The 13,005-nt window shown below is 70.3% G+C and carries 13 protein-coding genes; 8 read left to right on the plus strand and 5 right to left on the minus strand.

Annotation, left to right across the window (positions count from 1 at the left end):
* Positions 1 to 19 precede the first annotated feature (19 nt).
* Entirely contained in the window at positions 20 to 946 is a 927-nt protein-coding gene (locus B0I29_RS25610) for a DUF4349 domain-containing protein (RefSeq protein WP_111651637.1), read from the minus strand.
* Positions 947 to 1,146: 200 nt separating this feature from the next.
* On the opposite strand from B0I29_RS25610, the gene B0I29_RS25615 reads away from it, so the two are divergent.
* The 5 genes from B0I29_RS25615 (at position 1,147) to B0I29_RS25635 (ending at position 6,015) form a co-directional block, all read left to right on the plus strand.
* Positions 1,147 to 1,782, plus strand: a complete 636-nt coding sequence (locus B0I29_RS25615) for an MBL fold metallo-hydrolase (RefSeq protein ID WP_111651638.1) — start codon at positions 1,147 to 1,149, stop codon at positions 1,780 to 1,782.
* A gap of 1 nt (position 1,783) precedes the next feature.
* Positions 1,784 to 2,713, plus strand: coding sequence for a hypothetical protein (locus B0I29_RS25620; protein WP_111651639.1), 930 nt, complete (start codon positions 1,784 to 1,786; stop codon positions 2,711 to 2,713).
* 58 nt (positions 2,714 to 2,771) lie between these two features.
* Positions 2,772 to 3,509: an SCO6745 family protein gene (locus B0I29_RS25625; RefSeq protein WP_111651640.1), complete on the plus strand. Its 738-nt coding sequence runs from the start codon at positions 2,772 to 2,774 to the stop codon at positions 3,507 to 3,509.
* A 69-nt stretch (positions 3,510 to 3,578) separates the two neighbouring features.
* A complete protein-coding gene (locus B0I29_RS25630) occupies positions 3,579 to 4,193 on the plus strand; it encodes a Maf family protein (RefSeq protein WP_111651641.1) in 615 nt (204 codons plus the stop codon).
* 67 nt (positions 4,194 to 4,260) lie between these two features.
* A complete protein-coding gene (locus B0I29_RS25635) occupies positions 4,261 to 6,015 on the plus strand; it encodes an acetyl/propionyl/methylcrotonyl-CoA carboxylase subunit alpha (RefSeq protein WP_111651642.1) in 1,755 nt (584 codons plus the stop codon).
* Here the strand turns inward: B0I29_RS25635 and B0I29_RS25640 are convergent.
* Genes B0I29_RS25640 through B0I29_RS25650 form a run of 3 tightly spaced genes read right to left on the minus strand, consistent with a single transcriptional unit; the run spans position 5,999 to position 9,364 of the window.
* Positions 5,999 to 6,856: a transglutaminase family protein gene (locus tag B0I29_RS25640; RefSeq protein ID WP_111651643.1), complete on the minus strand. Its 858-nt coding sequence runs from the start codon at positions 6,854 to 6,856 to the stop codon at positions 5,999 to 6,001. The two genes, B0I29_RS25635 and B0I29_RS25640, sit on opposite strands and share 17 nt — an antisense overlap.
* Entirely contained in the window at positions 6,853 to 7,791 is a 939-nt protein-coding gene (locus tag B0I29_RS25645; RefSeq protein WP_111651853.1) for an alpha-E domain-containing protein, read from the minus strand. Before B0I29_RS25645 ends, B0I29_RS25640 begins: the two co-directional genes overlap by 4 nt.
* Positions 7,792 to 7,804: 13 nt before the next feature.
* Complete coding sequence (locus B0I29_RS25650) at positions 7,805 to 9,364, minus strand: circularly permuted type 2 ATP-grasp protein (RefSeq protein WP_111651644.1); 1,560 nt, start codon at positions 9,362 to 9,364, stop codon at positions 7,805 to 7,807.
* Positions 9,365 to 9,707: 343 nt separating this feature from the next.
* Between B0I29_RS25650 and B0I29_RS25655 the strand changes: the two genes are divergently transcribed.
* On the plus strand, positions 9,708 to 10,418 hold the full coding sequence (locus B0I29_RS25655; protein ID WP_111651645.1) for a DedA family protein: 711 nt from the start codon (positions 9,708 to 9,710) through the stop codon (positions 10,416 to 10,418).
* Here B0I29_RS25655 and B0I29_RS25660 read toward each other — a convergent pair.
* The gene (locus tag B0I29_RS25660) at positions 10,345 to 11,745 is read right to left on the minus strand and encodes an NAD(P)H-quinone dehydrogenase (RefSeq protein ID WP_111651646.1); all 1,401 of its coding nucleotides are present in this window, start codon (positions 11,743 to 11,745) and stop codon (positions 10,345 to 10,347) included. The two genes, B0I29_RS25655 and B0I29_RS25660, sit on opposite strands and share 74 nt — an antisense overlap.
* Positions 11,746 to 11,842: 97 nt before the next feature.
* Between B0I29_RS25660 and B0I29_RS25665 the strand changes: the two genes are divergently transcribed.
* Entirely contained in the window at positions 11,843 to 12,304 is a 462-nt protein-coding gene (locus B0I29_RS25665; protein WP_111651647.1) for a gamma-glutamylcyclotransferase, read from the plus strand.
* A 228-nt stretch (positions 12,305 to 12,532) separates the two neighbouring features.
* Entirely contained in the window at positions 12,533 to 12,661 is a 129-nt protein-coding gene (locus tag B0I29_RS47515; protein WP_260329797.1) for a hypothetical protein, read from the plus strand.
* Positions 12,662 to 13,005 lie beyond the last annotated feature (344 nt).

A 13,005-nucleotide genomic window follows, 5' to 3' on the forward strand; every position in this document is an offset into this window, starting at 1 on the left:
AGGTCAGGGGGTCAGGGGGTCAGGGGGTTGCGGCCGGCGGTGCCTCGCGGCGGCGGTACCGCCGGACCAGGTAAACGACCACCGCTGCGGGGATGCCGAGCGCGATGAGCCACGGCAGCAACGCGCCGAGCACTGTCGCCAGGACGGCCAGAGACGCCTTCAGCGCGTCCCAGCCGCCGGCGAGGCCGGCCAGGAAGCCCGGCGTCTCGTCGTCCGGCTCGGCGCTGGTGGCGTCCGGGTCGAGCAGCACCACGGTGATCGTGGAGAGCGACGTCAGGTCGGCGAGCCGGCGCTTCTTCGCCTCCAGTGAGGCCAGGTCGGCTTCCCGGGTCGCCACCTCGCGTTCCAGCATCACCAGATCGTCGAGGGACTTGGCCTGGCCGAGCAGTTTCTTGCCGCTCTCCACCCGGGCCGTCTGCACCGAGATCCGGGCGTCCAGGTCGACGACCTGCTCGGTGACGTCCTCGGTGTTGATCCCGCGGGTCTCCTCGGTGCCCAGCTTGGCGAGCTGGTCGACCACCGAGCTGAACTTCGCGGCCGGGATCCGCAGGGTCAGGTTCGCGGTGTCCGCGCCGGTGCCGCTGTGCCGCTCGTCGCCGCCGACGAAACCGCCGGACGCCGACGCGATGCCGGTGACCTGCGCGGCGGCCGTGGTGACGTTGTCGACGCGTACCGTGATCGAGCCGGTGTAGATGATCGAACGCTGGTCGACCCGCAGGTCGGGCGACTCCGCGGTGGTGTTCGAGCCCTCGTTCGCCTTGCCGGCGCTGTCCGCTTCGCCGCCGCCCGCGCGGTCGGCCGCCGGGGCTTCCTGATCCGCTCCGCCCATGGCCGGCTCGGCCTGCGACGCGACCCCTGAGTCGCTGCTGTCCGCTCCGCACCCGGCGAGCAACGCCCCCGCGAGCAACGCCGCGGCGATCAGTTTGGTGGCACCCCGTTTATGCATCGTCACTCCGATCCGCTCATGCTTGAGGAGTTGGGACGTACGCCACACGGCGATCGGTTCCGGCAGACTGCTTGTTGACCGGTCACGATTGAACTTTTTTCAACGTGGCGAGGGCCGAAGTGGCTGGCGCCGGGTTACGGCCAGATACCTTCGGCCTGATGTCAGGTTGAAAAAGGTTCACCGAGCAGCGGAGGGGTCCCGTGCGCGTCACGAAGTTCACGCATTCATGTCTGCGACTCGAGGGCGCGGGAGTTCTCGTGGTGGATCCCGGCGTTTTCTCCGAAGAGTCCGCATTGGACGGCGCGGACGCCGTGCTCATCACCCACGAGCACTTCGACCACCTGGACGTCGACGCGGTGACCGCGGCGGTGTCCCGGCGGCCGGACCTGCGGATCTTCGCGCACGAGGCGGTGCTGCCTCTGCTCGACAGCGTGGCCGCCTCGACGACCGCGGTGGCGTCCGGCGAGGAGTTCGAGGCCGCCGGTTTCCGGGTCCGTGCGTACGGCGGACAGCACGCCATCATTCACCCGTACGTGCCTGTCTTCGCGAACCTGGGCTTCCTGATCGACGACGGCGCCGCCAACGTCTACCACCCGGGCGACTCGTTCACGCTGCCCGACGGGGTGGAGGTGGAGACCCTTTTCGCGCCGATGAACGCGCCCTGGGCCACCATCGCCGAGTCGCTGGAGTTCATCCGGTCGGCGCGGCCGGGCCGGGCCTTCGCGTTGCACGACGGCCTGCTCAACGAGCGTGGCGCGACCGTTTACGGCCACCACCTGGAGAACTTCTCCGATACCAAGTTCCAGCGGGTGGCGCCCGGAACCGTGCTCGACTGACGTGGTCACCGGCACCGATGCCACGGTCCGGCGTCTCTACGAGGAGCCGCCGGACGGCTTCGTCGCGGCCCGGGCCGCCGCGATCGAAGAGGCCCGCAGGTCCGGCGACCGGGACGCGGCCAAACGTCTCGCCGCGCTGAAGAAACCGACAGTGGCGGCCTGGGTGGTCAACCTGCTCGCCCTGCACCGCCCCGACCTCATCGACGAGCTGGTCGAGCTCTCCGCCGCCCTGCGCAGCGCCCAGCGCGACCTGCACGGCGACCAGCTGCGTGAGTTGTCCAACCAGCGCCGCCAGTTCGTGTCCGCGCTGGTCGCGGCGGCCCGCAAACTGGCCGTCAAGGCCGGTGCCACCACCACCAAACTGCCGCTCGCCGAGGTGGAGGCGACGCTCACCGCCGCCCTCGCCGAGCCGGAGATCGCCGAGCAGGTGCGCACCGGACGGCTGATCCGGGCCGCGACCTACGCCGGTTTCGGCGAGGTGCCGCGCCCCCGCCTGCGCCTAGTCACCGACGAGCCTGCCGGCTCGCCGTCCGAGCCTGCCGCGACCTCGGAGCCCATCTCGCCCTTCGATCCGGAGCCCGAGGGTACGGAACCAGCCCGCCTCTCCGCCCGTGAGCGTGCCGCCGCCGATCAGCGCAAACGCGAGCAGGAGCGGCGACGCCGGGAACTCGATCGGGAACTGACCGCGGCGATGGCGGCCGAGCACCGTGCCGACGCCCAGCTGGAGCGGGCCGAGGCGGCCGAACGCGACGCCGGCCACCTGGTCGAGGATCTGGACGCCGAACTGGCCGAGCTGGAACGGCGGCGCACCGAGGCGGTGGCCGACGTGGCACGGCGCAAGCTGGCCCGGCGTACCGCTGAGCGCGAGGCAGCGGCGGCCCGGCGGCAGGTCGGTGACGTCCAAGCGGCGCTGGACGACCTGGAATCCTGAGGCTGAGATCGGCAGGGAGCGTTTTCTTTAACCGGTCAGGGAGTGCAGAATCGGGCAGGTGACCCCCGAACAGGCCGCCGCCAACGCCAAGGCGGGACTCGCCGCCATAGTCGGAGCCTTCGCGGAATCACCGCAGACGTTGCGCCGGGCCCGGCTGCTGGGGCTCTCCGGCTGGGCCTACCACGTGTCGGCCCGGGCCGGTGCGCTCGGCGACGTCCGGCCGGAGACGGTGGCCGCCGCGCTCGCCTTCATCGCCCCCGAGGCGGTCACCGACGGCTGGGAGGCGACAGCGAAAACGTCCGCCCCGGTCGAGGTCGCCACCTGGCACCTGCACGAGCTCTGCGCCTGGGGTGCCGAGCAGCTCGGCGCCTTCCCCCGGCTGACCCGGCTGCTGGAGCTGGCCGGCCGGGTGGTCGACGCGATCGACGCCGCGGGCCTGACCCTCTTCGCGGCCTGGCGGGCCATGCCGGTGCCGGACCCGGCACCGGGTGCCCGCGCGGCCGTCCTGCTGCACCTGCTGCACGAGCACCGGCAGGGTGTGCACGTCATCGCGGTCCGGGCCAGCGGGCTCACCCCGCTCGAAGCGATCATCGCGGGCCCGGACGGCGAGACCGGAGCGGTGGCGTTCGGCTGGCAGCCGCCGTACCCGCACGCCGGCCCCCTGGTCCGCCGCCTGATGTGGGCCGAGGCGGTGGCCAACTCCCTGGCCGGTCAGGCGTACGCGAGCCTGGACCGCGGTGAACGCCTCGAATTCGCCGGCCTTCTGGAATCCCTGAGCCACCGCCTGACCCGCTGACCCATAAATGGCGTAAACCTGACGCTTGCGCCCACAAGCACACACCGATGCCTTGTAGGCTCCCTTTCCGTGCAGACCGACATCACGTACCGCCTGATCCTCGCCTCGGCCAGCCCGGCCCGCCGCGCCCTTCTGACCGGCGCCGGCATCGACGCCGAGGTCATCGTGAGTGGCGTGGACGAGAGCGTTGTCGATGCTGAGGACGCGTCCACGCTCTGTCTCGCCCTCGCCCGGATGAAGGCACGCACCGTGGCCGCCGACCTCCCGGCCGACCCGGGTGCGCTGGTGCTCGGCTGCGACTCGGTGCTGGCGTTCGGCAGCGAGATCTTCGGCAAGCCGTCGAGCCCCGAGGAAGCGATGAAGCGCTGGTCCGCGATGCGCGGCAAGTCCGGCGTGCTGCACACCGGCCACCACCTGACCGGCCTGGTCAGCGGCCTTCAGGCGGAGGCGGTCGGCACCACCACGGTGCACTTCGCCGACGTCAGCGACGCGGAGATCGAGGCGTACGTGGCCTCCGGCGAACCGCTCCAGGTGGCCGGCGGTTTCACCCTGGACGGCCGGGGTGGCGCGTTCGTCGAGCGGATCGAGGGCGACCCGGGCAACGTGATCGGCCTTTCGCTGCCGTTGCTGCGCACGCTTCTCGGCGAGATGGGCGTACCGATCACCAGCCTGTGGCGAAACTGAATCTCCGGGAAGTAAATTCGGATTCGCATCGAGGCCAAAAGAGCGGAACGACCGTTAGGCTCTTCCCGTGCGGAAGATATTGATCGCCAACCGTGGCGAGATCGCCCTCCGGGTGATCCGGGCCTGCAAGGACGCCGGCCTCTCGAGCGTCGCCGTCTACGCCGACAGCGACCGGGACGCGCTGCACGCGCGCGCGGCCGACGAGGCCTACGCGCTGGACGGTGAGACCGCCGCCGACACCTACCTGCGCATCGACAAACTGCTGGACGTGGCGGTGCGCAGCGGCGCCGACGCGGTGCACCCGGGTTACGGCTTCCTGTCGGAGAACGCCGAGTTCGCGGAAGCCGTCCTGGAAAACGGCCTCACCTGGATCGGCCCGAGCCCTCAGTCGATCCGCGATCTGGGTGACAAGGTCACCGCACGGCACATCGCGCAGCGCGCCGGTGCACCCCTGGTGCCCGGTACGGCGAACCCGGTGGCCGACGCCTCGGAGATCGTCGCGTTCGCCGAGCAGCACGGCCTCCCGGTGGCGATCAAGGCGGCGTTCGGTGGTGGCGGCCGTGGTCTGAAAGTGGCTCGCACCATCGAGGAGATCCCGGCGCTGTTCGAGAGCGCGACCCGCGAGGCGGTGGCCGCGTTCGGTCGCGGCGAGTGCTTCGTCGAGCGTTACCTGGACCGTCCCCGGCACGTCGAGGCGCAGGTCATCGCGGACACCCACGGCAACGTCGTGGTGGTCGGCACCCGTGACTGCTCGCTGCAGCGGCGGCATCAGAAACTGGTCGAGGAGGCGCCCGCGCCGTTCCTCACCGACGAGCAGCGCACCAAGATCCACGAGAGCGCGAAAGCGATCTGCCGCGAGGCCGGCTACTACGGCGCCGGCACTGTGGAATACCTGGTCGGCCAGGACGGGACGATCTCGTTCCTGGAGGTGAACACGCGCCTGCAGGTGGAGCACCCGGTCAGCGAGGAGACCACCGGCATCGACCTGGTGCGCGAGCAGTTCCGGATCGCCTCGGGCGCGCCGCTGGCGATCACCGAGGACCCGGTTCCGCGCGGCCACTCGATCGAGTTCCGGATCAACGGTGAGGACGCCGGTCGCGGCTTCCTGCCGGCTCCCGGCACGGTCACCGCGCTGACCTGGCCGTTCGGCCCCGGCGTCCGGGTTGATTCGGGAGTCGAGACGGGCAGCGTGATCGGCGGCAACTTCGACTCGATGCTCGCGAAAATCATCGTGACCGGCGCGACCCGGCCCGAGGCGCTGGAGCGTGCCCGCCGGGTGCTGGACGAGACGATCATCGAGGGCATCGCCACGGTGCTGCCCTTCCACCGCGCGGTGATCCGCGACGAGGCGTTCACCGGCGACCCGTTCACGGTGCACACCCGCTGGATCGAGACCGAGTGGGACAACACGGTGCCTGCCTTCGCGGCACCGGCCGCGGCCTCTGCCGAGGCCGCGGAACGCGAGACCGTCGTGGTCGAGGTGGGTGGAAAGCGCATCGAGGTGCGTCTTCCCAAAACCTTCTTCGGTACGGGTGGGAGCACCCCGAAACGAAGCTCTGCTCGTCCGCGGGGCGCTCAGGGCGCGACGTCCGCCGTCACCAGCGGCGGTCTCACCGCTCCGATGCAGGGCACCATCGTCAAGGTCGCCGTGCAGGACGGTGACCAGGTGGCCGAGGGCGACACGATCGTGGTGATCGAGGCGATGAAAATGGAGCAGCCGCTCACCGCACACCGCGCCGGCACCGTGGCGGGCCTCGCGCTGGAGGTCGGCGCCACGATCACCGCGGGCACGCTGATCTGCGAGATCAACGCAGCCGGGTGATCGTCACCTCGACTCCTTGCCCGGTGCTCTTCGGACCGGAGTAGATCCCTTTCAGGGGCGGCACGTCGGCGTACTCCCGGCCTCGGCCGACGCTGACGTGCCGTTCGCCGATCGGGATCCCGTTGGTCGGGTCGAACGAGGTCCAGCGCCCGGCCCACCACTCGACCCAGGCGTGGCTCTGCCCGACGACGCTCTCGCCGATGGTCGCGCCGGGTTTCGGGTGCAGGTAACCGGAGACGTACCGGGCCGGCAGGCCCATCTCCCGCAGCATCCCCACCGCGAGGTGGCTGATGTCCTGACAGACACCCTTGCGCTGGGCCCAGGCGTGCAGGGCGTCGCTCTGCACCCCGGTCGACCCGGGCACGTACGCCACCTCGGCCCGCACGAACTCACAGACCGCCATGGCCGCCTCCTGCGGTGTGCCGTGGGTACCCCGTAGGTCCGCCACGATCGACCGCAGCTCGTCGTCGACACCGGTACGCCGGGTCGGCAGCCGCATCTCGTACCAGCGGTCGACGTGCTGTTCCAGGTCGGTCCAGCTCGCGCCCTCGCCGGGCGGTACCAGGTCGCCGGGCGGCAGGGTCTCGACCGTGGAGGACGCCGTCACGGTCAGTTGCTCGTGCGGCGCGTGCACGTCGAACGCCGTGACGACGGTGCCCCAGTAGTCCTCGTACTTGTAGGTGCGCGCCGGCGGCCAGACCTCGACCTTGGCGTCCAGCACCGCCTGCCGCGCCTCGTTGCGGGGCCACATCCGGGCCTCGTTGTACGACGACGACACCGGTCCCGCGTACTCGAAGCCGCTCTTGTGCTGGACCTTGAGCCGCCAGCTGTCCACGCTCATGCCACCGCTCCGCTGCTCCAAGTGACCGCCGACGTCTGGCGGAAATAGCGGCGCGACACCGCGTCGTTGACCTGCGAACAGGTGTGTTCCAGGCTGGCCAGCACCGGACCCAGGTCGTTGATCAGCTCGTCGGCGCCACGGAACTCCAGGCCGGTGCGAGCCCGGCCGACGATGCGCTGCGCGTCGGTCGCCACACCGGCCCGGCCCGGGTCCGGCTCGAGGTCGGCCAGGCAGCCCTCGGCCGCTGAGAGCGCCGCGAAGACCGACCGCGGGAAAAGCCGGTCGAGCAGCAGGAACTCGGCCGCGTGCCGATCGTCGAGCGAGCCTCGATACGTACGCAAGAAGGTCTCCCACGCCCCGCTGGACCGCAGCAGCGTCAGCCAGGACGGGATGCTGCCGCCGGCCCGCTCGTGGGTCCGCAGCAGCCGGGCGGTCATGTCGACGCGCTCGATGTTGCGTCCCAGGACCAGGAAGACCCAGCCCTCGTCACGGCTCATGGTGGCGTCGGTCAGCCCGGCCATCACGGCGCAGCGGTCCCGCACCCACCGGAAGAACGCGTGCACACCCTGCTGCTCCACCGTGCGGCGGGCGCCCGGCAGACCGTGGTACGTGGCGTTCAGGCACTCCCACATCTCCGAGGAGACGATCTCCCGGCAGCCACGGGCGTTCTCCCGGGCCGCGGCCAGGGCGCCCACCACCGAGCTGGGGTTCCGGGCATCGAGCCCGAGCAGGTCCACCACCTGCGCGGACGTGACCTGACCCGCTTCCACCGGCAGGCCCATGACCCCGAACAGCGACCGGACGGCGGTCTCCTCGTTGGTCCACGGGTCGGCCAGGATCCGCTGCAGGTGCACGTCCAGGATGCGGGCGGTGTCCTCGGCCCGCTCGACGTACCGGCCAATCCAGTAGAGGGACTCCGCGATCCGGCTCAGCATGTCCGCACCCGCCTCACTGTTGCTGCTGTTGCTGCTCGGCCGCATCGGCGGCGCCGGCCGGCCCGGGTTCGGGACGCCCGGCCGCCTTGAGCGGCGCCGGGTCGGCGGGCAGGTGCGGCACCTCGAACGGGATGGTGTCGTCCGGCGATGCCAGGACCCAGGTGTCCTTGGAACCACCGCCCTGACTGGAGTTGACGACCAGCTCGCCTTCCGGCAGCGCCACCCGGGTCAGTCCACCGGGCAGGACCCAGATCTTCTCGCCGTCGTTGACCGCGAACGGCCGCAGGTCGACGTGCCGGCCACGCAGTCGGTCACCGATCAGGGTCGGGACCATCGAGAGCTTCACCTCGCGCTGGGCGATCCAGCCGCGCGGGTTGGCGACGATCTTCTCGCGTACCGCGTCCAGCTCGTGGTTCATCGCGGCCGAGCCGATCACGATGCCGGCGCCGCCGGCCCCGTCGACCGGCTTGAGCACCAGCTCGTTCAGATGGTCCAGCACGTGCTCCAGTACGCCGGGCTCGTCCAGCCGGTACGTGTCGACGTTCGGCAGCAGCGGCTCTTCGTTCAGGTAGTACCGGATCAGATCCGGCACGTACGTGTAGAGCAGCTTGTCGTCGGCCACACCGTTGCCGACCGCGTTGGCGATCGTGACGCGGCCGGCCCGGGCCGCGTTGAGCAGGCCCGCGACGCCGATCATCGAGTCGGCCCGGAAATGCACCGGGTCGAGGAAGTCATCGTCGATCCGGCGGTAGATCACGTCGACCCGCTGCTCGCCGGCCGTGGTCCGCATCGCGACCCCGTTGCCGACGCAGATCAGGTCACGGCCCTCGACCAGTTCGACGCCCATTTCCCGGGCGATCAGCGTGTGCTCGAAGTACGCCGAGTTGAAGACACCCGGGCTGAGCACCACGACCGTCGGATCGTTCACCCCGGTCGGCGCCGCCGCGCGCAGTGCCCGCAGCAGCATGGCCGGGTACGACTCGACCGGCAGGATCCGGGATGCCGCGAAGACCTCGGGCAGCACCTGGGCCATGGCCCGCCGGTTCTCCATGACGTAACTGACCCCGGACGGGATCCGTACGTTGTCCTCGAGAACCCGGAACGTGCCCTGCTCGTCGCGGATCAGGTCGACGCCCGCGACGTGTACGCGTACGCCATTGGGTGGGTTGATCCCGGCCGCCGCGCGCAGGAAGTGCGCGCTGGTCGCGATGATCCGTCGCGGCACCACGCCGTCAGCCAGAACCTGGCCCGCGCCGTACACATCGGCCAGGAACGCTTCGAGCGCCCGGATCCGCTGTGCGACGCCGACCTCGACCGAGCGCCACTCCTGAGCCGCGATGATCCGGGGGACGATGTCCAGTGGGAACGGTCGTTCCACGCCCTTGAGGGCGAACGTGATGCCCTGGTCGAGAAACGCCCGGGCCAGCACCTCGGCCCGCACGCCCAGTTCGGCGCTCGACAGCGGCTGCAACGTTGCGTGCAGCGCCTCGTAGCTCTCACGGGGCACGCCCAGCTCGGCGAACATCTCGTCCCAGCCGGGGCCGAGGCGGTATTCCTCGAAAAGATCCGCCATGGCGCGAACATACGGACGGTTCGTTGCGCAGGGATTTCGGCTGTGTCATCGCACGTCACCGTGGGCGGGCCGCCGATACGGGACCTACCGGCGGCCCGCGCCGCACTGCCGGGGCACTCCGAGACCCGGCGGCACGGGCAGTCCAACCGTACGCCGCGGACCCCGGTGCCATCGAAAACCGGGCGCGCAGGGATGAACTTCGGACGTACCGTGTCCGGCGTCACGACGGAGAGCGTCTGGACGGAGAGCATTCTGAATAAAGAGTTCTTACACCAGCACAGCGCACTCTCAGCTACGGCCACGCACAATGCCGTGAGCCCCGAAGCCGCGAGGTGACACGCCGATGACCGAACTGCTGACCATGCTGGCAACGCCGGCATGGGCCTACCTGGCCCTGTTCGGCTTCCTGGCGGTGGACGCTCTGGTGCCGGTCGTACCCATCCAGGCCATCATGATCACTTCTGGGGCCCTCACCGTCTACGGCAATCTCGATCTCGCCGCGGTGATCGCCGTCGGCGCGATCGGCATGTTCGCCGGTGACGCCGTCGCGTTCGTCCTGGGCCGGTCGACCGGTGCCCGATTGAGCGCATTGCGCGAACGTTTCGCCCCGCGTGGCGAGGACGCCGGCGAGCCCGGCCGGACCCGGCGGGCGGCCGAGCGGTTCACCCGCGGCCTGCGCCGGCCCGGCCCGCTGGTGATGCTGCTCTGCCGGTTCGTCCCGGGCGGGCGGATGGCGTCGGGTTACCACGCGGGCCGCTCCGGTTACCCGGTCAAGCTCTTCGTCGCGTACGACGGACTGGCCTCACTGTGCTGGGCCAGTTACGGCGGGCTGGTCGGCCACCTCGGCGGCACCGCCATCACCCAGTCGGCCTGGCGGCTGTTCGCGGTCGCCGCCGCGGCCGCTGTGATCTTCGGCACGGCCGGCTGGATTCTCGCGCTCTTCGGCGGCGGACCGGCCGCCGAAGAGCCCTCCAGTGGTTCTACTGGATCTCGTGCTGCATCAGCTGCCGCGCCGCTTCCGCGATCGAGCCGGAGAGCGACGGGTAGATCGTGATGGTGTGCGCCAGCTGATCGACAGTCAGGTTGTTCTCGATCGCCATGGTGATCGGCAGGATCAGCTCGCTGGCCTTCGGCGCCACCACGACACCGCCGATGATCTGCCCGGTCGCCAGGCGGCAGAACAGCTTCACGAAACCGTCCTGCAGGCCGGCCATCTTGGCCCGGGCGTTACCAGTGAGCGGCAGCATCACCTGGCGGGCAGGCGTACGCCCGGAGTCCACCTCGTTCTGCGAGACACCGACAGTGGCGAGTTCCGGGTCGGTGAAGACGTTCGCCGAGACGGTACGCAGCCGCAGCGGCGCCACCGCCTCACCCATGGCGTGCCAGATCGCGATCCGGCCCTGCATCGCGGCGACACTGGCCAGCGGCAGCACACCGGTGCAGTCACCGGCCGCGTAGATGCCCGGCACGTTGGTCCGGGACACCCGGTCGACGGTCACGTAACCGCCGTCGCCGACCCCTACGCCGTACTCCTCGAGGCCCAGATCGGCCGTGTTCGGGATGGCGCCGACCGCGATCAGCGCGTGCGAGGCCTCGATCACCTTGCCGTCGCCGAGGGTGACCTGGACGCCGTCGCCGGTGTTCACCACCGACTGGCCACGGGCCTGGCTGAGGATCGTCATGCCCCGCTCACGGAACACCCGCTCTATCGCCATCGCGGCGTCCGCGTCCTCGTGCGGCATCACCCGCTCACGGCTGGAGACGAGCGTCACCTGTACGCCCATCGCGAGGTACGCGCTGGCGAACTCGGCGCCGGTCACACCGGAACCGATCACCACGAGGTGGCTGGGCAGCTCGGTCAGGTCGTACACCTGACGCCAGTCGAGGATGCGCTCGCCGTCCGGGCGCATCGAGGAGAGCACCCGCGGGGTGGCGCCGGTGGCGAGCAGGACGGTGCCGGCCTCCACCGCGTACGTCTCGCCGTTCTCCGGGGTGATCAGCACCTGGTGGGTGTGACCGAGCCGGTCCTCGCCGAGCCGGGCCCGGCCGCGGACCACGTCCACACCTGCCTTGATCAGCTTGGTCTGGATGTCGCCCGACTGGGCCAGCGCCAGCGACTTGACCCGCTGGTTCACCGCGGCCGCGTCGACGCTCACGCCGTCCAGGCCGGTCGAGGAGATGCCGAACCGCTCGTTGTGCCGGTAACCGGTCATCACCTCCGAGCTGGCGATGAATGTCTTCGAGGGGACACAGTCGGTCAGCACGCAAGCGCCACCCGGACCGTCCGCCTCGACGAGGGTGATGTCCGCGCCGAGCTGCGCGGCGACCAGGGCGGCCTCGTATCCCCCCGGTCCCCCACCGATGATCACGATCCGACTCACGCTAACGACCTCCACAAACCCATTTAAATCCGACAAGACGTGCCGACACGCACGTTCCATATTCTCACCACCCCTCACTGCGGCTATCGTCGTCGCCGTGCGTCACTACGCCGCGTATGGCTCGAACCTGGACCCTGCCCGCATGCGGGCCTACTGTCCGCACTCGCCGATGGTTGGCGTGGGGTGGATCGAAGGCTGGCGCCTCACCTTTGCCGGTGAGGGACAAATGGGCTGGGAGGGGGCGGTAACCACGGTCGCCGAGTCGCCGGGCGACCGGGTGTTCGTCTCGCTCTACGACGTCCACCCATGGGACGCCTCCCAGCTCGACGAGGTCGAGGGGGTGACTGCTGGCGCCTACCAGAAGCTCACCGTCCGTGTATCGACCCTTGACGGAGACATACCCGCGTGGATTTACGTCTACGCCGGGTACGAGGGCGGCATGCCCACCGCGTGGTACCTCTCCGAGATCGCCAACGCGGCGGAGAAAGCCGGCGCGCCCGACGATTACGTGCACGAACTACGCAGCCGCCCGACCGGGACAGCCTCACCCGAGGCCTGACCCGCACCCGCGGGTGGCGAGCCGTAGCTCAGACATGTCACGAGCCTGAGCTACGGCTCACCTCCCACGACCGGATCACGTCCGCCGAGGGGTGTGGCCGATCGCGGGGCCGGGGTCTATCGGTTGCTCCGGGGCGGGCGAAATGACGGGGTCCACGCCCTGTTTCGTTTCCCAGGGCTCTTCGGTGGGCTTCCTTCTCGTGGGTCTTGCTTGCTGAGGTGGTCTGGCTTGCGGCTGCCCGATCAGCCCACCGACCGGGTTGACCCTGGTAAGTGGCCGCTGATCCGCGTGCTGGCCGGTGGCAGCGGACCCACCGATCACGCCGCCGACCGGGCGCGGCTGTCGCAGGTCTTCTGAAGGTCGCGGTGTTTTGCCAGCCGCCCTGTTCGGCTCGATAACACCGTTTCGCCGGCTTCCGGGAGAACGCCCCGCCGGGACAGGACCAATAACCGGACCGCCCGCCGTCCGATCCGGCCGCAAGCCAGGACCAGCACCCACGCCGCCAGCACGATCACCAGGGCCAGCACCAGGGCCAGCACCAGGGCGAGTGCCAGCACGCGTACCCGAGCCGGCATCCGTGCCCGAGGCCGCCCCTGAGGGCCCTCCGGAACCCGCTCCCTCGCCCTGGCCCGCACTCGGTCGAACCCCGGCCTGCTGGCGCCCGGCGTCCAGCAACCCGGGCGGCCTGACCGGGAGCGGCG

This window comes from Actinoplanes lutulentus, from assembly GCF_003259845.1.
Taxonomy (GTDB): domain Bacteria; phylum Actinomycetota; class Actinomycetes; order Mycobacteriales; family Micromonosporaceae; genus Actinoplanes; species Actinoplanes lutulentus.

Bases quoted from the DNA above. Each gene is read 5' to 3' on its own strand.
- B0I29_RS25610 (WP_111651637.1), bottom strand. From the start codon at position 946: ATGCATAAACGGGGTGCCACCAAACTGATCGCCGCGGCGTTGCTCGCG.
- B0I29_RS25640 (WP_111651643.1), bottom strand. From the start codon at position 6,856: ATGAGCGTGGACAGCTGGCGGCTCAAGGTCCAGCACAAGAGCGGCTTC.
- B0I29_RS25645 (WP_111651853.1), bottom strand. From the start codon at position 7,791: ATGCTGAGCCGGATCGCGGAGTCCCTCTACTGGATTGGCCGGTACGTC.
- B0I29_RS25650 (WP_111651644.1), bottom strand. From the start codon at position 9,364: ATGGCGGATCTTTTCGAGGAATACCGCCTCGGCCCCGGCTGGGACGAG.
- B0I29_RS25655 (WP_111651645.1), top strand. From the start codon at position 9,708: ATGACCGAACTGCTGACCATGCTGGCAACGCCGGCATGGGCCTACCTG.